The organism is Paenibacillus sp. FSL H3-0321, from assembly GCF_038002865.1.
GTDB lineage: Bacteria > Bacillota > Bacilli > Paenibacillales > Paenibacillaceae > Paenibacillus_AQ.
Genome location: NZ_JBBODH010000001.1, coordinates 2,736,690 through 2,757,190 on the forward strand (window position 1 = coordinate 2,736,690; position 20,501 = coordinate 2,757,190).

Sequence of the window (20,501 nt, forward strand, 5' to 3'; positions counted from 1 at the left end):
CGAGAAATAGAAGGATAAGTTATCGTGTGAAACATATAAATTCTTATATTTCCAAAAAAAGCAAGCAGCGTTCCGCCTCCACAAAGGAAGCGGAACGCTGCTTGCTTCATCACTTGCTCCAGGTGCTCAAACCGCATTCTGGGCCCGCTGCTGTTCCTCCATCAGCCACTGCACCAGCAAATACTCCGGAACGGTGTCTTTTCTGGACTCCGCATATACGCGGACCCGTTCCAGCAAACGCCCCGCCGTGTCGGCGTTCACCTCAAGTCCTCTCTGTTCCAGCACATGGACTACACCATTGCTTCCAGAATGTTTGCCCAGCACGAAGCGGTGCGTCCGCCCCACCTCCGCAGGATCAAAGGTCTGATACGTGCTTTTCTCCTTCATCAGCCCGTCCACATGGATTCCCGACTCATGCGTAAATGCCAGCTGCCCCACAATCGGCTTCGCATCGCCGACACTGCGCCCGGAGGCGGCAATAACCTTATCCGCCAAACCCTTGAGCAGATCCATCCGCACACCGCTCTCCCCGCCGTACAAATGCCGCCAGGCCATGGCGACTTCCTCCATGGCCGCGTTGCCCGTGCGTTCGCCGATGCCGGCTACGGTGGTGCTGGCCCAAACCGCACCTGCGGCAATGCCGCTAAGTGTGTTGGCGCATGCCAGCCCGAAGTCATTATGGCAGTGCACTTCCAGCTCCACATCCGCGGGAACCGCCCCCAGCAGCGTGCTTACCCGCTCCGTCATCTGCCCGGGATGATGGGCAGATACGGTATCCGCATAACGGAACCAGCGGATTCCTTCTTTATACAGGCTGTTCACCAATTCAACCAGGAAGTCCATATTCGCTCTGGAGGAGTCCTCCATCCCTACCGATACCGTCATCCCCAGCCTGAGTCCATGCTCCGCCGCACGAAGCAGCTTGTTCAACCCTTCAGCCGGCGTCAGCCCAAGCTTGCCCTGAAGCTGAATCTCCGAGACCGGAATGGACACATGGCTCCAGTTCACTCCGGTACTGCGCGCCTTGTCGATATCGCCAAGGACCGAGCGGTTCCAGGTCATAAGCTTCATAGGAAGCCCCAGTTCGGCGATTGCCGCAATATCCTCCTGCTCCCGCTTGCCCATGGCAGGAATGCCTACCTCCGCTTGCTCTACTCCGCACTCCGACAGCAACTTTGCGATTTCCAGCTTTTCCGCCCTCGTGAATGAAACTCCAGCCGCCTGTTCACCATCCCTAAGTGTCGTGTCACATAGCTTGAGACTTTTCACGGTTTACCTCCTTCTCCGCAGCAAGCGCAATTCGGATTACGGGTAAGCCCAACGCTGTAACAGGCGAAGTCGAGTGAGCTGAAGCGATGCATTACGCCCGCATAAGTTGTCCCTACCCTTGTAATCCATTTTACGGCTTCCAGTGCTGCCAAACAACCCGCAATTCCGGACGTAGCTCCCAAAACTGGAAACCCGAACGGTTCCCACTGCGGCTGCAGATCTGGATATAGGCATTCCAGGCAGGGCGTTTCCCCGGGAACGACAGTGGTAAGCGAAATTTCAAAGCCATACATCGCAGCTTCCACCATGGGCGTCCCGGTATCCACACAAATGCGGTTCAACGCATATCTCTCCGGAAAATCATAGCGGGCGTCAATCACAATATCGGCGCTCTCTACCCAGGGTTTGGCAATCTCATATTCAATTTTGGAATTATGCCCTTCGATCTCCACATGCGGATTCAGCCGCTTCAGCTGCGCTGCCGCCGTGCTTATCCGTTCCATGCCCAGGTGATCGCTGTCCATAAGAATCTGCCGGTTGAGATCCGGTGCAAGGATGATTCCCTCATGGGCTAAAATAAGCTTGCCGACGCCAGCCGCTGCCAAATACAGTGCAGCCGTTCCTCCAAGTCCGCCGATTCCGGCCACCATAACCGTAGCTTCCTTCAGCGCCTGCTGTCCGCTTTCTCCAAGCAGCTTCAGCTGCCGGGCATACCGTTCCAGCTCCAAACCTCCGGCAAGCTGCTCCATCCCTGTCTCCCCCTGTGACTGATATTCGTTTACTGGCTAGCCCTCCAGGCTAAGCAAACCGTGCAGGGCCGTAATTTCCTTATATTTATGCAAAAAAGCCAGCCCTTCCTCCACACACTCCACCCCGTAGCGGATCACCTTCTCTTCCGCCGTGAACGGAAAGGGGAAACCGGCCCGCAGGCTTCTGAGAACGAGGATCACCCTTCCGGTGTACAGCAGTCCGCGCCCAAAGCCTTCACCATTAATCTCGGCGGTGCTCTGTACGATAACCCCGCTTTTTTCTTCCATCACGCCGGCGACGGCCTGAAAGACAAGCGGCACCTGATGCCGCACTTCCGGAGATACGGCACAGTTAAATTCCGACTTGCTTTTGTCCTCGGCGGAAGCCAGAAACTGCTTGGCGATCTTTGCCTGCGGCGTAAACGAAGCGTATTTTCCAAAGAAGTCCTCCGTATCCAGCAGATAGCATAACCGCCGGACAAAAGCATCCGCCGTATCCGGATCCAGCGGCTTGTGGCTGGAGCGGCTGCGGCGTTGTACTGCCGCGCCTTCTTGAGCCGCTTCTCCTGACAGACTAATGTTCGTCTTAGCCATGGGTTCCATCTACTCCCTCCCCTTCGCCTTCTTCTTCCGCCCGCAGCACCTTAGCCAGCCACATGGGCGGTTTGCCCTGAAGCATTTCCACCAGCCGTTTCACCTGCTCATCAATCGGACTGCCAAAGGGTACCTTCACCGGCATAATCTTGCGGCGGGTGACCCTCGCCGCTGCGGAGGCCCCGATCTGCATAATGAAGATCAGGGTACAATCACCTATCGCCTCCAGGCGGCTGTCGATCCTGCCTGCTTCATCCTCATTGAGCAGGGCGGGGAGCTTGCGCAGCTCCAAGAGCTCTCCGCCATTTTTGGCCACATTGTAAACAGCGAACATTGGGCTTTGCCCGAAATGGGCATTTACACGGTTTCCGTCATCTGTGGCGAACGCTACCTTCACGGCGCTCAGCCTCCCTTCGCATCAACAAATTCCCAGCTTTATTACTCCATTCCATAGCACCCCTATAGCCGACCGAAACGGACATATACGCCCCAAGCTCGCTCCAGACCGGAAAACCAGCTGCCAGAAATGCAGCTTCAATACGTTCTGCCCCTGCGATCCCATGCGAGTTGCTGATCCATAAATCCGCGTCTTTTCCGAGAACCTCAGCATCATCCAGATCACCTACCCATACCTCCCGCTCCATACCTGCAACAATCGGAGTTTCATAGGATGCAATCAGCGCCTTCTGTTCCATGCCCAGCTCCTCAAGCCAGCCTGAGACGGAATACAGATGATCCGGCTCCAGCGCGGCCACCACCGACATTCCGGCAAATTGGAAATGCGCATCCAGCATGCTGTCAAGCAGATTCTCCCGCTGCCAGCAATAACGGAGCGGCACCGGCTCGCCGCTGATCTGATGCAGGAAATGCAGCAGTTCGTCTGTCGCCTTGAGCCCCATGGCTCCATTAAATACCTTGTAGGGTGTGCCCAGTGCATTGTGCAGCCTTCTGGCCGGACGTTCCATGCTGGCTCCGACGGCAATCGTCAGGCCGGACTGCAGGCTCTGCAGCATGGAATCCAGCGGTACACCGCCTCGGGTCAGCGGGGAAAACCCGGTCAGCAGATGGCCGGACAGCGAGGTGGATATATCCGGTACAGCAATAACGTCAAATCCGAAGGAGGAGATCATTTCCTTCAGCTCCATCACATCTGCAGGTGTTAGAAAGGAGCCCGGCAGCAGCGTAATCTGGCGGGTATTCACATTCCTTGAACCCCTGTGTCCAACCTGCTGGATCATCTCGTCGATCATTGCCTCCACTGTAGTGCTGAACCCTGACTCCAATGAGCCCCGAAAGTCGGGCAGCACGACGGAGAACGCCAGCCCGCCGCGCATATTGCGTTCCCGCTTATACATCTTGAGCAGGCTTTGGTAGTCCACTCCAGCCACATCGGTCAATTCTGTTCCCACAATGCCGATAATATCGGGCCGGTGCTTGCTCAGCACAAGATTGAGCGCCTCCTCCAAATTGCGGTTAGCATCGAAAATAACATCCATTTCCTGCAGCGCCGAGGTCTGTACGGCGATCGGCTCGCGGAAATGCCGGGTAAGCAGCGCTTTGGGAAAAGCGGAACAGCCTTGGGAGCCGTGAATCAGCGGCATGGCGCGGTAGCAGCCTTGTAGGGCCAGAACAGCCCCCAGCGATTGGCCAATCTTGATCGGATTGACCGAGGCGGGCTTTTTTCTCCGGTTAACGGTCATAGGGCGGAGCCTCCTTATCCCATGGAGCAGGACTGGACGCCAGCTTCCAGATTGGGTTCGCCAGGGAATACGTCAGCTCCTTGGCCAGCCGCAGCAGCCCCTCATACCCGGCGTAAGCCTTGTGCCGCTCCTGGTTGATATCAATAAAGGGAATTTGCTCTTTCATCGCCACATACATATTGCGCCCGCCGGCGATCATGATATCAGCTTTACGTTCCCGTACAGTTTTGAGAATCCGGCTCGCACCGCCTTCCGGAATATATTCGGTGTCATCCCCCACCCGGTCGGCAATACGCCGCACATCATCCTCTGTGCTTTTGTTCGTGCCGACTCCAACCACCTGAACACCCAGTTCTTTAAGTGCTGAAATCACGGACCAGCTCTTAACGCCGCCGGTGTACAGAACCGCCTTTTTTCCTTTCAGCAGCTTGCGGTACGGACGCAAATCCATGGCCAGCCGGCTTTCTTCACGCTCGGTCAAACGGTCGACCCGGCGCTCCATTTCACGGTCATTCATCAGATACGCCATTTGGCGCAGGGAATACGTCGTTTCCTTAGCCCCGTAGAAAGAGCCCTCGAAATAAGGGATGCCATATCTCGACTCCATCTCTTTGGCAAGACCGAGCAGCGCGCGGCTGCAGACCACCATATTCACCTTGGCACGGTGCGCCCAGGTAATCTCCTTATATCTGGCATCTCCTGTAATACGCGAGGTTACGGCGATTCCGGCACTGTTCATCAGTTTCTCGATATCCCACATTTCACCGGCAATATTATATTCACCGATCAAATTGACACCGAGCGGAGTTCCCGGCTCCGGTTCCCCTGTTCCGATCACATACTGCAGCAGAGCATCACCCGCCAGCCGGTTGCCCAGATTCTTGCTGCCGACAAAACCCGGGCTGTTCACGGGAATAACAGGGATATGCAGCCGTTCCCCTGCCTCCTTGCACACAGCATCCATATCTTCGCCGATCAGAGCCGTCACACAGGTTGAATATACAAATATTGCCGGAGGCGCAAAGCGCCCGGCAATATAGTCGATACTTTCCTTCAGTTTCTTTTCCCCGCCAAAAATAATATCGGAATCATTAAGATCCGTAGCAAAGCCATACTGGGACAGAGAAGGCCCGCTGGACAACGCCCCTCTGCTCTCCCAGCTGTTCCCGGCACAGGCAATCGGACCATGGACTAGATGTGCGGCATCCATAATCGGCAGCAATGTGATTTGGGCTCCGTCGAAGGAGCAGCCTCCGGCCGCTTCACCCGGTTTGGGCCGCGGACAAGGCTTGGATTTGGGGGAGAGGCTCCCGCAAGCCTCGGAATCAAATTCGTCTTTTCGCACAGGGTCCATCGGCTCTTCATCTCCTTCGTTAAAGGTGGATGCTTACTACAGGCAATCCTGCATCTATGAAACAGCATTTATAGTTCATTGCAAGAATCCCGGCCTGCCATTTCCCCGGAATTCGCCTGAAACAGGAGAGCGAATATCCGGGGAAAACGAGAACGCCGGGAACTTAACTATTTTAAAATTCATAGAAATCCATGTGTTTTCTCTTACCGCACCAGATCAAAGTTGAACCCGGAATGGTTGCGGTCAAGCTCATCCAGAACAGTATTAACGATCAGACTGAGCAAATTCAGTGCACCTTGGTATCCAAGAACCGGATAACGGTGCATGTGATGACGGTCAAAGATCGGGAACCCCACCCGGATCAGCGGCACATTCGCATCCTTGGCTGCGAACTTTAGATGCGAGCTGCCGATCGCCAGATCCACCGGATCGTTCAGCAGCAATGAACGCATATGCCACAGGTCTTTGCCGATATAAACAGCGGCTTCCGAGCCGTACGGACTGGAGGCCAGCAGCGCCTCGGCTTCCTCCTTGAATTTCACATCATTAAAGTCCACATCCCCATTCGAGCAGACGATATGCACAGGCTCCATCCCGGTTTCCAGACAGAACCCGATGAGTCCAATGAGCAGGTCGGGATCACCGACCAGTGCCACCCGCTTGCCGTGAATGTAAGGGTGGCTGTCCATAAGGGCATCTACTACCCTGCCGCGTTCTTCAGTAAGCGATGCAGGCACCGGAAGACCTGTCAGCTCACTGATGGTATCCAGCAGCTTGTCGGTTCCTGTAATGCCGAGCGGTGTGGACATCGCAGCGATCGGCTGCTTCCAGGTTCCGCCGATATAATCCTGCGTCTTTTTGAGCGTGTATTTCTGCAGCGACAGCGTAGCGAGCGCGTTAGCGGCCAGAGGCACATCATCAAGCTTCGTTCCACCGTAATAATATTCGTATTCTCCCGTGGCCGGAGAGTCATAGTTGCCGCTGTGATCGCCAAGGAACGTATATTTGGTGTCAAAGGCATTCAGAATTTTGCGGATTTCCGCAAAGTTGCCGGTGTATGGCTCAAAGCCAAGCATAACATTCAGCTTCTCCCCCGTTTCTTCGCCGCTTCCCGGAGCAGCCTGAATGCCTGAACGGTCATACAGATAGCTGAGGATTCCTTTCAGCATCGAATCATACCCGGTGATGTGTGATCCGACAAAGCTTGGCGTGTTGCAGAAAGCAACCGGGAAGTCTTCCGAAATCACACCCTTTTGACGGGCATTGCCGATGAAGGAGGACAGGTCGTCACCGATAACCTCGGCCATACAGGTCGTACAAAGCGCAACCATCTCCGGTTTGTAGAGGGCAATGCTGTTCTCCAGCCCGTCAATCAGATTGCTCATGCCGCCAAACACAGCTGCATCCTCAGTCATGGAAGAAGAAACAGCAGGGGTAGGCTCTTTGAAATGACGGCTTAGATGGCTGCGGAAATAAGAATTGCAACCCTGCGAACCGTGCACGAAGGGCAAGGTCTTCTCGAAGCCGAGCGCAGCCATGATCGAGCCAAGCGGCTGGCAGGCTTTATGCGGATTGATGACAACCGCTTTACGGTTAAAGTTCTTCTCCATATACTCCGCAGATTGAGAATAAGCGAGTGCTTCAGCCGTTTCCTGCTCGCTGCAGGGCGCTTCAAACTGCTTTTTATTTTCCCGCTGCTGCACGAAGCGGTATTCCGAGAACAAAGAGTTATAATCTGGAATCTCCAGTCTGTCTTTGCTCATATGCTCGCCCCCTCTGCCTGGACTTTTTCCTTCTTGCTAATCAGATTCCACACCGGGCTGTTCACGGTCATATCCATGTCTTTGGCAAAAATCTTGAAGCCGTCGAAGCCATGATACGGACCGCTGTAATCCCAGGAGTGCATTTGGCGGAACGGAACCCCCATCTTGTGGTATACATATTTCTCCTTAACCCCCGAGCCCACAAGGTCAACATTCATTTTCTGTGCGAGCTCTTCCAGTTCATACGCCGTTGGATCATCCATGATGATCGTGCCTTCCTTCATCATCGGAAAGGTCTTCTCGTAATCATCTTTATGGGCAAATTCATAGCCGGAAGCCACGATGTCCATGCCGAGATCCTCATAAGCGCCGATCGTATGGCGGGAACGCAAACCGCCGATCATCAGGAGCACTTTTTTATTTTCCAGCCGCGGTCTGAATTTATGAATAATGGCATCCATTTCCGGTTTATGCTTCGCGATCATCTTCTCGCAATTCTCCTGGATCGTCTCGTCAAACAAAGCGGCGATGGCGCGCAGGCTCTCATACGTTTTGGAAGGGCCAAAGAAGTTGTATTCCATCCAAGGAATACCGTAGGCCTTCTCCATATGCTCAACCATGTAGTTCATGGAGCGGTGGCAGTGAATCAGGTTTAGCTTCGCCTTATGGGCGATTTCCAGCTCATTCAAGGTACCGTCGCCGGACCACTGGGCAATGACGCGAAGACCCATTTCTTCCAGCAGGATACGGGAAGCCCAGGCATCACCGCCGATATTATAATCGCCGATAATATTGACATCATAAGGGCCGGTTTCAGCCAGTTCAGCTTTGCCGAGCACGAAGTCACGGATTGCATCGTTGGCAATATGATGGCCCAGCGATTGGCTCACACCCCGGAACCCTTCGCAGCGCACCGGAACGATCGGCATCTCCAGCTCTTTGGCCATTTTTTTGGATACTGCTTCAATATCATCGCCGATCAGACCGACCGGACACTCGGATTGAACAGAAATCCCTTTGGCGAGCGGAAACATCTCGGTAATCTCACGCATAATCACTTCAAGCTTCTTATCCCCGCCGAACACGATGTCTGTCTCCTGGAAATCGCTTGTAATCTGCATGGCGGTAAAATTGTCGATCCCAAGCGTCCCGTTGGCATAGTTGCGGCGGGTCCCCCAGCTGTATTGGCCGCACCCGATAGGACCATGGCTGATATGAACCATATCCTTGATCGGTCCCCATACCACGCCCTTAGATCCTGCATAGGAGCATCCGCGCGGCGTCATGACGCCGGGACGGGATTTAATATTGGACTTCAGCGCACATGTGCCGCAGGTTTTCGCTTCTTCCGTATTGATCTGAAAATGCTTTTCCCGGTCTTTCTTCGCTTTTTTGGGGTAGGCTTCCAGCACTTCTTCAACCAGTTTTTTATTCGCCTCGATATCCAGTCCCATTTGCTGACCCTCCTTTTCGTGGTGCAGGAAGCCTAAGCCGCCTGCGTGGCTTCTCGTGCCACAATGAGCAATTCCGGTGATTCAGCCGTCTCTCCACTCCCGTTCACCGGATTTCGCGTAAACTCCCGCCTGCCGCTTATTGTCCGGAAGCCTGCAGCTTCTGGATAGCTGCTTCTTCGTCTTCGATGATGCCGAATTCCATCAGCAGTTCCTCCAGCTCTTCCATCGTAATTGGGGTCGGAATCGTCAGCATTTTATTGTTCAGAATCTTCTCCGCCAGGATTTCATATTCCTTGGCTTGAGCATGCTCCGGATTATATTGGGCAACGGTCATTCTGCGCAGCTCAGCATGCTGAACCACATTGTCGCGCGGCACAAAGTGAATCATTTGTGTATTCAGGCGGCGGGCAAGCTCCATAATGAGCTCGTCTTCACGGTCCGTGTTGCGGCTGTTGCAGATCAGACCGCCCAGTCTTACACCTCCGCTGGTGGCATATTTCAAGATACCTCGTGCGATGTTGTTGGCAGCGTACATGGCCATCATCTCCCCGGAACAGACGATGTAAATCTCCTGCGCCTTGTTCTCGCGGATCGGCATTGCGAAGCCGCCGCATACAACGTCGCCCAGTACGTCATAGGATACGAAATCCAGATCGGAATAAGCGCCTTCCTGCTCCAGGAAGTTGATTGCCGTGATGATCCCGCGTCCCGCGCAGCCTACGCCCGGTTCAGGTCCGCCGCATTCTACGTTAATGATGTCGCCGAAGCCGGTTTGCAGTACATCATCCAGTTCCAGATCCTCTACGGAGCCAAGCTCAGCCGCCAGATGAAGCACGGTTTGTTGAGCTTTGGTATTCAGAATGAGGCGGGTGGAGTCGGCTTTGGGGTCGCAGCCTACGATCATAATTCTTTGTCCGAATTTTGTAGCCAGCTGAGCCAGGGTGTTTTGTGAAGTTGTCGATTTACCGATACCGCCTTTACCATAGAAAGCGATTTGTCTCATTTTTCATCATCCCTTCGAAATGTTTATATTTTCAAAATAAGAGCTGTACTTGACGCTTTCGAGAATAGCTTCCTGTATTCCACATTTGCGGACGAGAGGCAATACTCCGGCTTTGTTCAGGCTGACCCGTGGGCCTTCGCCGATACCGGAGCAGAGAAGAATGCGGCAGTCACTAAGAATGGAGATGATTTCCTGCAGCGTGGCGGCTTTATCGCCGTTGCAATCTGCTTTGCCGTGGCAGTACGCCTGGATCTTACGGACACCGAGCAGCTGTACCTCTGCTCCGTCGGTATCGTACACCAGGAATTCGGTCGCATGCCCAAAATGCTGATTGACCTTGTCACCGCCTCTAGTAGCTACGGCGACTCTAATCTTGGGAGCATTCTCCTGCATGTGTCTTGCTCGCCTCACTTTGACGCGCTCGCGGATTTTGGCATCCAGATCATGTTGGAACTGCGCCCTGGCTGCTTCATTGATTGCCGGATCGTCCTCCATCGCCTCCAGCGGAAAATCCTGGTTGCGGTCCTGGCCCAGCAGTCCAATGGCATCAGCCCGGCATTGCCGGCAGTGGCGCATAACCTTCATGCCGTCGCGCCCAAGCAGCTCCTGCAGATTGTGCAATTCCTTGGGACGGGGCGCTTTGCGTCCGTCCGCTTCATACTGGCTGCCCGGCGCGATAATTAGCGGAGTTACATTATGCAGTGTGGCCCCGAGCTCTTTTACTCTTTTGGACACTGCAGGCAGATGATGATCATTGACCCCCGGAATCATAATGGAGTTGACCTTAACCAGAATTCCGAGCTTCCCCAGCATTTCAAGACCTTGAAGCTGGCGGCTGATCAGCAGCTCCGCCGCTTCTCTCCCTTCGTACCGCACTCCCTCATCGAATACCCAAGGATAGATTTCGCGGCCGACATCCGGATCAATGGCGTTGATGGTGATCGTGACATGGCGGATACCTAGCTCGATAATCTCATCCACATGCCGGTAAAGTGTAAGTCCATTCGTGCTAAGGCATAAGGACACATCAGGCACATGTCTTTTGACCCGGGCAAACGTATCGAAGGTCTGCTCCGGATTCGCCAGCGGATCTCCAGGTCCGGCTACACCAACCACCGAGAGCTGCATAAGCTGCGCTGCAACCCCTTTTACCTTGCGTTCCGCCTGCTCCGGCGACAGCACCTCACTGACCACGCCCGGCCTGCTCTCATTCACACAGTCGAACTTGCGGTTGCAGTAATTGCACTGGATGTTACAGGCGGGAGCAACCGGGATGTGCATTCTGGCATAAAACCGGTGGGCTTCCTCGCTGTAGCAAGGGTGGCGGCTAATCTCCTCCTCTGCTTCATTTGATATACACGACGGCTGCATTATTTCCCACCTCCTAAAAGTTTTACGAGCATTACTTCCTTGATTTAGCTTCAAGTAAAACTCGCCTCGGAAGCATATGCTTTGTTTTACGAGCATTACTTCCTTGATTTGACTTCGAGTAAAACTCGCTTCGGAAGCATATGCTTTGTTTTACGGAGCTTAACATCCTGAAACCTTTACACTTAGAAGACTTTAAGCATGATTGGAATTAGTATGTTATATTTCATAACTCCAAACTTACTCAACCGCTTTGATTAATCTCATAATATTTTCAAACCTCAACACCGTCAATTATGTTTAAGCTAAAATAGCCTTATTTTTCCTTATGTTTGCAGTTTCGTCATAACATATGTAAACTTACATAACATTTATGTATCATGTTTCCGTTTCCATCACAGTCATTTTTCATTGAGAATTAATTACAGGAGGCATTGACATTATCCTTCGGGTCATATATGATACTTTTAGATCAATCCTGCAACCAATAAAATTTAATATATCCCGTAAAGGGGAGTAGCTGTTAAATAAAGTCGTCAATACGAGAATATGAGGATATTCTCCGGCTTTATTGGCAATGAACTATTGTTAGCGAGACCTTTACCAATCAGGTTACCTTTATTCCAAAGGCTAATCTGTTTGGTAAAGGTCTTTTTTATATAAATTTGGTTACACTATTGGTATTGCAGGGTTATTTTTAATATGTTCATCCAAATGAGGGGGAAACAGCAATGGATTGGGGATTATTATTGGAGTATGGCTGGGTATTGCTCGTTCTTGTAGCACTGGAAGGACTACTCGCCGCAGACAACGCACTTGTCCTGGCAATTATGGTAAAACACCTTCCCGATGAGGAACGTAAAAAAGCCCTCTTTTATGGATTGGCAGGGGCGTTTGTCTTCCGGTTTGGTTCACTTTTTGTCATCTCGTATCTCGTCGATATCTGGCAGGTACAAGCCATCGGCGCACTCTACTTATTGTTTATCGCGGGGAATCATATTTTCCGAAAAGTGCTGTTCAAGAAGCCGGTCACTGACGAAGCTGCTGAGAGCGGCTCATCGGCTGCTGTCGATAAGAAGAAAAGCGGCTTTTGGTTTACAGTATTAAAGGTTGAAGTTGCTGACATCGCTTTTGCAGTCGATTCCATCCTCGCAGCGGTTGCCCTTGCGGTAGCACTTCCACCGAGCGGACTGGGCCACATCGGCGGTCTTGACGGCGGACAGTTCCTCGTCATCTTCGCTGGCGGATTTATCGGACTGATCATTATGCGTTTCGCGGCTTCCTACTTTGTCAAATTGCTGCATTCCCGTCCAGGCCTTGAAGTTGCTGCCTTCTTCATCGTCGGCTGGGTAGGGGTTAAGCTTGCAGTGATTACCCTGGCTCACCCGTCGCTGGGTGTTCTGTCCGAAGATTTCGCCCACAGCACCTGGTGGAAAGCGACCTTCTATGTAGTGCTGGTTATCATTGCCGTTACGGGATGGTTCATGAGCAGCCACAAAGTTGAAGAGAACGTTGGAGAAAATCCGGTTAAAGAAGTAGATAAACAGCTTGGTAAATAAGCTTTAAAATACAGCCACAAACAATAACCCGAAAGATACACCTTCTGAACAGGTGTTCATCTTTCGGGTTATTGTCATTTATCCACGTTTTTGCTCTCGATATTCCTGCGGCGTGCAGCCAACGGTTTTTTTGAAGAATCGGAAAAAGTAGTGCTAATCAATAAAACCGAGCTGGATGGAGATCTCGTGTAGAGAATACAACTATTCCACGGATTCCAGCAAGATTCGGCATCAAAAATATGCGGAGAGTCATTGCCTGGCTGTCTTTTTAACACTTATTGACCTATGATCTGATCGGTCTTTCCTTGCAGTTCCACTAGCTTCATAATCACCGAAGCAGCCGCTGCTTTCGTTACCGTCTGCTGTGGATTAAACTTACCGTTGTCATCTTTTAAGAGTCCCAATTTTACAACAAGTGCTACAGCTCCCTTATTGTTTATAGCTGAGCTATCACTGAACTGGCTTACAGTCACGTCTTTATCAAGATAAGCTGTGAGTTTGTTGTATTTCAAAAAATTAGCCAGCAGAACAGCAAGCTGTTCCCGGGTTAATTTACCCTCTACTTGCAGGACTTCATCCTTGCTGATCCACTTACGATCAGCTGAATAATTTACAGCATCATAATATGGATTCTCAGGCTTCACGCCTGCCACTGGTTTTCGCTCATTATTACTATAAAAATTGCTGAAATTCGGATTAGAAGCTTTGGCAAGATAGGTTAACCAATCACCTACAGTTATTTCTTGATCCGGGTTCACTTTACCGTCGGCATCCGGAGTAATGACATGGCGGCTTACTAATTCTGATAATTCTTGCTCTGCTGCGTGGCCTTTAATATCCGTTGCAGATAGTTGAATATCTTGCTGTCCGAGGTATTCATAGACCGCACCCCACTTTCCAGTGGTCGCATCTAGAACTTGATAGAAACCATTAGATTCATCGATGACTGTATCATATACCAGCTTCACCTTTGGTGTGACATAGGTATTATAAGTATTGTATCCACCAACCTGAGTATACTTCAGCTTCGTTTGATATTTAAGTTTATAACTTTCGAGCGCTTCCTTCTTGGAAATTGTAGCTTCAGGCTCTAATGTGATTTCATCGATACCGTTTATCCGATTCCCCATGTAAGAAACCAGTCTGCCGTAAAGATCCAAGCTTAACGTAATGGTACTGTCACTCACAGGAATCCCTTGATGATATCTAATAAACTGGTATCTGTATCCTGATCCGTCTGAAGTCTTACTCAAATTATCTCCGTATTCTACAAGCTTTAGCTTCTGGCTCGCCTGAGGGTATAGACTATTAATTAAACTAAGCGCTTTCACCTTGGCTTCAGCCTCACTAAGCTTCTTCCCTCCAGCTGGAGCTGGTTCTTCTTTCTTAGTTCCTTGAATACCATAGGCTTGAATCTGGTACTGCAATATTTCACCAGTCTTTGCATCTATCTCTGCAGAGGATTGTTCTGGATAGCCAGCACCAATGAACCCTTCATTTCCACTACCACCACCCCAGTATAACTGCCAGATCTTCCGATTCGTATCCTGAAAGTCATTTCTCAAGGTTTGCGAGATCAATTTTCGATCTGCTGGAATATAAGCAACCTTTTCCACAAGCTGTGCCGCTTCTTTTGCAGAAAGCTCTGTATTAGAACTTCTTGCCTGAAAAACATCCTTACTCTTCACCACTTCTGAATACGCAACTTTATTGGATACCCATTCTTTACCTTCATAATCTATCCGCTTGCCCGTCAATGCATCGATAGGATATAGAGTCTGTTCAATTGGACGCCAGCTTAGAATCCAGTTGTTAGGCTTTCCGTTCTTATAAATAGGAGTGTAAAAAAGACCCACATCAAATTGTTCCGCAAATTGCTTTTGTGCTTGTTCCAAGGTAATCTTCGGCACTGCAGACGGATACTCAAGCCCTTGCGAAGACTTAGAGAATTGCGTTACATTTCCGTTGCCATCTACAATTATGTTAATACTATCCGATCCAGAAGGAATACCATTCTTCAAGATACTGAAGTTATATCCATATTGAACAGGGCCGAATAATGTGTTTGTGTAATAATTAAAGCCTGCATTCTCTTCTAATTTCAGATCACTGCTCTTAACGGCTGAGGCTGCTTTAACCACAAAAGCTTTTGCGATCTCCAATGCTTGAGTCTTCGATATCTTCGGCGGATAATAGGATTCATTTTTCTCCTGCGAGAATGAGAGGTAGGTATTGATTATATCCCCATTATTGGCGTCTACCTCACTGCTGAAGCCATGCCCGATATTCCCTTCTTGAATCTGCCATTGAATATTCCAGATCATTAGATTAGTTGAAGCCGGATAGCTTTGGCTAGATCCCAGTTGAACATTGTTTACGGTTGCATCTTTTAGGGCTGGAAATAGCTCTCTTAACTTTGCAATGGCTTGCTCCTGTGTAAATTTAGCCTTTGTTGCATCGGCTTCAGAAGCCGTAGTCGAAGTAGGAGTCGCTGATTGCGTACTACCCTGCGTTACCACAGTCTCGCTACTATCAGATATGGTCTCGGCTGCAGCCAAGTCTGGGGGTAACAACAATGCGAGTGCCACTGAAGCGATTAATACCGTTTTAGCTGTTTGATGAACAAAAAGAGCACTATTGCTTTTCAAAAGAATTCATCCTCCTCTAACACGTGATTCATTATTATACCAGATATTTCCTTTCATTTTCCATAATTATTTAACGACAGGAAATTACGACATTTATGTGATGCAAGCTAAAAAAAGCTCCCCTTTGCCTAAACTCGACTAAGGAAAGCTATAGTTATATCTCAAATTAAGTTTAATTCCGCCACTTCATAAACTTATAATCCAGTACATCCACCAGCAGGAAGAGCACAAATCCGACCAGGCTGAACAGCATAATGCCCGCGTACATCTCCGGATAATCCAGCCGCAGCCAGGCATCCATAATGAAAAAGCCCATGCCATGCTCCGTCCCGTAAATCTCAGTGAAGAACAGCACGGAAATCGCAGTCCCTAGTGAAATCCGGATCGTGCTGAGTATGACCGACAATGCGCCCGGCAGCGTCACATTCCAGAACTTCTGCCCCGCACTTGCACCGATGCTGGTTAACACATCGTAGGTGCTGTCAGGAATCGCCTTGACTCCGTCGCGCACGGAGATGATGACCTGAAAGAGCAGAATCAGCATAATCATCAGCACTTTGGAGGTTTCGCCAAGACCGAAGAACAGCATCACCACCGGCAGCAAAGCAATCTTGGGAATGGGATAGGTCAGATAAACGACCGGATCGAGCAACCTGTTCCAGACCGGTGAGCGGCCCATCAGCAGTCCGATCAGCAGACCAATCACCAGCGCCAGTGCAACACCTTCAAAGATCCGCAGCAGACTATAGCCGACATTCAGCAGAACCTCCCTGGCCCCCAAATGAAACATCGCGTTATACACGGAGCCGGGGCTGGGCAGAATGGAATGATTCATCAGCAGATAGGCGATATACCAGATGATATTCATGCACAGGAATACTAACAACAAACGCAATACGTGATGAAGCCGCTGTTTTCTCACCATTTCTCCTGCATTACCTTTCTGATTTGCTTGGTCTGCTCGAAAAACTCATTACTGTCCCGCTTATCCTCATGCTTCATGGCGAACACAGCGGTATTGTCGAGAATTTCCGGGGTCTCCTGTTTGACCGATGGCATGACGATAATTTTCTGGCCCAGCAGAATCGCTTCTTCCACATCATGGGTCACAAACAATGTCGTCGCCGGGTGAGCCAGCCAATTGTCCAGAAAAATCTGCTGCAGCGCTTCGCGCGTAATGACATCGAGCGCTGAAAAAGGCTCGTCCAGCAGCAGGATCGTCGGCAGAATGGCAAATGCCCGGGCAATCGCTACCCTCTGCTGCTGGCCGCCGCTCAGCGAAAGCGGATAACGGCCACTCAACTCGGAAATCCCCATCGACGTCAGCCATTGATGAATCTGCGTTTCCCGTTCTTGCTTGCTGCCGCCCGCAGGCCGGGTAATCTTCATCGCCATTCGAATGTTGTCATGAACGGTCTTCCAGGGCAGCAGACCGTAGTTCTGCGGAACAAGGCCAATCAGTGTTTCTTTGTCATGCACGGATTTCCCGTTGAACAGCAGCTCGCCCTGATAACCCGGCAGCAAGCCGGCAATCGCCCGCAGCAGTGTAGATTTTCCGCTGCCCGAGGGGCCGATTATCGTATAAATGCCATGCTGCGGCAAGTCCAGATTGACTTGTCCCAGAGCCAGTTGTCCGTTTTTATATTCAACTTGAAGCTCTTTAATACGGAGTCCGCTACTTCTTAAACTGGACATCGGAGATCACTTCTTCAGCCGATATATTTTTGGTCAGCAGGCCTTTTTCCCGTGCCCAGGCAAATGCCGCCTCAACTTCCTTCACATCCACCTGATAGGCAGGCAGGTACTCAGGGACTTTAATTTCATCCTTCAGTGTATCTGGATAGCCTACTTCTTTGATAATAAGATCAATATATTCCGATTGGTCGTGGGATTTCATATATTCCACTGCCTCATCATAGGCTGTGTACATATCGCGGATGGCTTGTCCCTTGGCTTCGATCGCACTTTGCGGGAACGCCAGCACGAACGGATTCACGCCTGCCGTTACTGTAGAGCTGAGTACGCGCAGTCCGGAGGTTTTGCCCATGGTGACGAATGGCTCAGGCAGAACAGCCGCGTCGGCTTTTTTATTCTTGAGCAGCTCCAGCCGCGTCGGAATTTGTGGAACCTCGGTTACTGTAATATCCTCTTCCGTCAGACCTGCCTGTTTCAGCATCATGGCAACGGTATATTGGGTAGAGGTATTCTTGGACAGAATAACCGTTTTTCCCTTCAGATCCTTCACTTCCTGGATCTCGTCATTCCCGGTCAGCAGATCAAACTCACCTGTTGTTGTGCTGGTAATCTTCACGTCCAGGCCGGCCTCGTTGTAGATGGAAATCGCCACCAGATCAGCGCTCAATCCGTCTACCTTGCCGGCTTGGAAGGCCACGTCACGGTCCTTGGCACTCTTAAAGGTCTGGATATCCAGATTGACGTTATGTTTCTTGTCAAAACCTTGCTCATGGGCAATGATGAAAGGAATGGCATCAATTGAAGGCAGCAGACCAAGCGACACCGTAACCGCTTCAGCCGGTGTATTCGTGTTCGCCTTTGCTTCCCCTGCAGCGGCTCCTGTATTTTTCGACACAGTATTATTGCTTGAAGTTCCGCAGCCAGCGGCAACCATACTGACCGCAGCGACCAGCATAAACAGCATCATTACTTGTTTCCAATTTCTTCTCTCCATGAATCTCGTAGCCTCCATCTCTTTTCTAGTACTCTTGCCATGCGCATTAATTCACATATAGGCATGCAAAAACCGTCATGCTCCCCCGGGAAGCATTAAGTAATTGCAATTTTACACCCATTGTCCTATTTTGTATATTTATAAATTGAAATAAATCGTAAACAAGCTCTCCTATGAATATTTCCCGTAGTCTTTTATAGTGACTTTCGTCTGGCACTCCACCTCAATTTCAGGATATACCTCTCGCCAATTCAGAGCCTTCCACTCCTTGTAGGACAAGCTGTTTCTGACATGCACACCGATTCCGAAACTGTCCACGTTATACTGCTGCATTTGCTGCACCATTTTCCGGGCTCTGGCTGTAATATATTCTGAGATCTGTTGCTCCAATTCATTTCTGTCCTTTTCCTCATTCAGCTTCTGCTTACCGGTATATTCAAGCACCGAACCCTGGATGGAGGCAGAGAGATCAATTTTAAAACGTCCATCCTCCAGATGGTGCACTTTGATCTTACGCTTGTTTAACAAGGAGCTGAACATGACAACGACCTTTTTGCCGTCCTCTTGCCCTAAATTGATTGCGATTTCGCCTTGTCTCAGATCATCACGGAATAGGCCGAAGATAATCCCGTCCTCAGCCGAAATTTTCGTAACATAACGGTCCTCCTGAAACAAAGCAATCCCGTCAATGAGTACCTTGTTCCCGGCATCCTTCACTATGGGAGTAACGGGATCAATACCGTCATCGTTGTAATCCCTGGAAAACTCATAAAAAGTCGTTGCCGGGATGCTGTTGCCGGCAGCCTCTTTCTCCAGCATATGGGTTATATAACGTCCGGTATCTGTATGGGGCTTGAAATTTTTGGTCAACAGCTCTCCGGCATCACCTTCAACAACAGTTACTCTGACGCCGAGCGCGATGGAAGGATCGCGCAGCAGCGTGTCGATATAATCCTCCACACCTGCTTTTGCCAGCTTCGCTCCGAACAAGGAATCTCTTAGCTGTCCGCTGACTACCTTCAGGTCGGTCTGCCTGGAAAAATGCAGCCGGGCTTCCTTGATGCTGTCCACTTCCGCACTCAGCAGTTCCCGGCGGATGGTGGAGTTAGGATCAATTACCGGAACGCAGGAGGTCACCTTTAACTTGTTATTTTCCAACAGATCATAGCTCGATGTCTGCACCATGCCCAGCTTTTCGAGAATCCGTTCATCGCTTTTACAGCCGGTTAACAGCAGCAAAACAGCCATTGAAATGAACAGCTTATTATTCATGAGAGCTCCTCGCTTTTCCCTGAATTAACAGCACTATAAGTAATAGGACCGGAAACCCAAAGGCAATTCCAACTGACGCATAACCCAGATTGGTGATCCAGACGTTAACCTGATCCAAGGTCTTCGGGATAAAAGAGATGGCGTAGGAAACAGCCATCATTACAAATACCAGTACCGTTGTCTTTAACTTGGGGACGATTCTCTTTACAGCCTCCTCTGCTGCCCACCAGTACATCACGACAGTCATCAGAATTAAAAAGAGAAAAAAGCCGTAGAGCAAATTTTCCAGCCGCTCAATAAATGGAAGCTGGATATAGGCCAGCAAATCAAGCACGGGATACAGCAGTCTTTTCAATTGGCCCAGGCTGAAGAAGCCGAAACAAATAAGACAGAGAGATAGATAGCTCAGGGATAACAATCCGTTGCCGACATAAATGGCAGTCATCGACTTTTTCGTTTTTTCCACGTAAGGAAACAGCAGAATGGACAGTTCATAACCCAAAAATGCGGCATACACTTCTATTCCCCCTTTAACCTGGTCATGTCCACCCTGGAGAATGAACGGAGTGAATCTCTCCCAGCGGAAGGCCGGAAAAAACCACAGCAGCAGCAGGAACATCCATGTCGTCATCCAGAAAAAAAGCGTTGCTGTTTTGGATATCGAATAAATCCCTTTGATAAGTATTAGAAAAAGAAGGATGTCCATAGCAAACTTGAAGATCATCGGATTCGTAGTCGGGAAAGAGAGCATCTGAAATAAAAGCACATATTTTTTCCCGATCATGCAGCCGAAGACCAACCAGACAGACGCTAAGCCTATGTAAAAAGGATAGAGTATCCACTTAGGAATAGACTGTTCCATGATTTCAAAGACGGAGCGTCCCTTGCCCAGCCGAAAGACCAGAGAAATCAAATAAATATTAAATGAGGACAGCAGGAAACAGGGAATCAGAACCAGCCAGCCGTTCGTACCAAAATAGTCGGCCAGACTACGCGGCAACGTAAACATCACGATCCCGGCCTGTGTCATATACACGAGAACGGTAATATGAAAGGGGCGAAGTTTGTCCATCATAGCC

General features: G+C 50.3%; 17 protein-coding genes. 1 reads left to right on the forward strand and 16 read right to left on the reverse strand.

What is annotated here, in order from left to right:
* Nucleotides 1-126 precede the first annotated feature (126 nt).
* From MHI45_RS12010 to nifB, 10 genes are all read right to left on the reverse strand, one after another.
* Nucleotides 127-1,269 (reverse strand): homocitrate synthase/isopropylmalate synthase family protein, encoded by a 1,143-nt coding sequence (locus MHI45_RS12010; RefSeq protein WP_076110763.1) that lies wholly within the window; start codon nucleotides 1,267-1,269, stop codon nucleotides 127-129.
* Nucleotides 1,266-2,018: a HesA/MoeB/ThiF family protein gene (locus MHI45_RS12015; protein ID WP_076110764.1), complete on the reverse strand. Its 753-nt coding sequence runs from the start codon at nucleotides 2,016-2,018 to the stop codon at nucleotides 1,266-1,268. Before MHI45_RS12015 ends, MHI45_RS12010 begins: the two co-directional genes overlap by 4 nt.
* Nucleotides 2,019-2,054: 36 nt before the next feature.
* Nucleotides 2,055-2,621, reverse strand: a complete 567-nt coding sequence (locus MHI45_RS12020; protein ID WP_076110765.1) for a DUF269 domain-containing protein — start codon at nucleotides 2,619-2,621, stop codon at nucleotides 2,055-2,057.
* Nucleotides 2,605-3,009, reverse strand: a complete 405-nt coding sequence (nifX, locus tag MHI45_RS12025) for a nitrogen fixation protein NifX (protein ID WP_038595931.1) — start codon at nucleotides 3,007-3,009, stop codon at nucleotides 2,605-2,607. Before nifX ends, MHI45_RS12020 begins: the two co-directional genes overlap by 17 nt.
* Nucleotides 2,984-4,312, reverse strand: a complete 1,329-nt coding sequence (gene nifN / locus MHI45_RS12030) for a nitrogenase iron-molybdenum cofactor biosynthesis protein NifN (protein WP_076110766.1) — start codon at nucleotides 4,310-4,312, stop codon at nucleotides 2,984-2,986. Before nifN ends, nifX begins: the two co-directional genes overlap by 26 nt.
* Nucleotides 4,302-5,666, reverse strand: coding sequence for a nitrogenase iron-molybdenum cofactor biosynthesis protein NifE (gene nifE / locus MHI45_RS12035; protein WP_052092279.1), 1,365 nt, complete (start codon nucleotides 5,664-5,666; stop codon nucleotides 4,302-4,304). The genes nifN and nifE overlap by 11 nt, the downstream gene beginning before the upstream one ends.
* A 203-nt stretch (nucleotides 5,667-5,869) precedes the next feature.
* Nucleotides 5,870-7,429 carry a nitrogenase molybdenum-iron protein subunit beta gene (nifK, locus tag MHI45_RS12040; protein ID WP_341119083.1) on the reverse strand — a complete coding sequence of 520 codons (1,560 nt, stop codon included), beginning with the start codon at nucleotides 7,427-7,429 and terminating at the stop codon, nucleotides 5,870-5,872.
* On the reverse strand, nucleotides 7,426-8,883 hold the full coding sequence (gene nifD, locus MHI45_RS12045; RefSeq protein WP_038595939.1) for a nitrogenase molybdenum-iron protein alpha chain: 1,458 nt from the start codon (nucleotides 8,881-8,883) through the stop codon (nucleotides 7,426-7,428). The genes nifK and nifD overlap by 4 nt, the downstream gene beginning before the upstream one ends.
* A gap of 136 nt (nucleotides 8,884-9,019) precedes the next feature.
* Nucleotides 9,020-9,886, reverse strand: coding sequence for a nitrogenase iron protein (gene nifH, locus MHI45_RS12050; protein ID WP_038595941.1), 867 nt, complete (start codon nucleotides 9,884-9,886; stop codon nucleotides 9,020-9,022).
* 6 nt (nucleotides 9,887-9,892) lie between these two features.
* Nucleotides 9,893-11,257, reverse strand: a complete 1,365-nt coding sequence (nifB, locus tag MHI45_RS12055) for a nitrogenase cofactor biosynthesis protein NifB (protein ID WP_341119084.1) — start codon at nucleotides 11,255-11,257, stop codon at nucleotides 9,893-9,895.
* Nucleotides 11,258-11,985: 728 nt separating this feature from the next.
* On the opposite strand from nifB, the gene MHI45_RS12060 reads away from it, so the two are divergent.
* On the forward strand, nucleotides 11,986-12,813 hold the full coding sequence (locus MHI45_RS12060; protein ID WP_076110770.1) for a TerC family protein: 828 nt from the start codon (nucleotides 11,986-11,988) through the stop codon (nucleotides 12,811-12,813).
* A gap of 275 nt (nucleotides 12,814-13,088) precedes the next feature.
* On the opposite strand, the gene MHI45_RS12065 is transcribed toward MHI45_RS12060, so the two are convergent.
* The 6 genes from MHI45_RS12065 to MHI45_RS12090 form a co-directional block, all read right to left on the reverse strand.
* On the reverse strand, nucleotides 13,089-15,461 hold the full coding sequence (locus MHI45_RS12065; protein WP_076110771.1) for a YcdB/YcdC domain-containing protein: 2,373 nt from the start codon (nucleotides 15,459-15,461) through the stop codon (nucleotides 13,089-13,091).
* Nucleotides 15,462-15,633: 172 nt separating this feature from the next.
* On the reverse strand, nucleotides 15,634-16,386 hold the full coding sequence (locus MHI45_RS12070) for an ABC transporter permease (RefSeq protein ID WP_076110772.1): 753 nt from the start codon (nucleotides 16,384-16,386) through the stop codon (nucleotides 15,634-15,636).
* Nucleotides 16,380-17,156, reverse strand: a complete 777-nt coding sequence (locus tag MHI45_RS12075; RefSeq protein ID WP_076110773.1) for an ABC transporter ATP-binding protein — start codon at nucleotides 17,154-17,156, stop codon at nucleotides 16,380-16,382. Before MHI45_RS12075 ends, MHI45_RS12070 begins: the two co-directional genes overlap by 7 nt.
* Complete coding sequence (locus MHI45_RS12080) at nucleotides 17,137-18,150, reverse strand: ABC transporter substrate-binding protein (RefSeq protein WP_076110774.1); 1,014 nt, start codon at nucleotides 18,148-18,150, stop codon at nucleotides 17,137-17,139. Before MHI45_RS12080 ends, MHI45_RS12075 begins: the two co-directional genes overlap by 20 nt.
* Before the next feature lie 171 nt (nucleotides 18,151-18,321).
* Nucleotides 18,322-19,422, reverse strand: coding sequence for a Ger(x)C family spore germination protein (locus MHI45_RS12085; protein WP_076110775.1), 1,101 nt, complete (start codon nucleotides 19,420-19,422; stop codon nucleotides 18,322-18,324).
* Nucleotides 19,415-20,497, reverse strand: a complete 1,083-nt coding sequence (locus MHI45_RS12090) for a GerAB/ArcD/ProY family transporter (RefSeq protein WP_341119085.1) — start codon at nucleotides 20,495-20,497, stop codon at nucleotides 19,415-19,417. The genes MHI45_RS12085 and MHI45_RS12090 overlap by 8 nt, the downstream gene beginning before the upstream one ends.
* Nucleotides 20,498-20,501 lie beyond the last annotated feature (4 nt).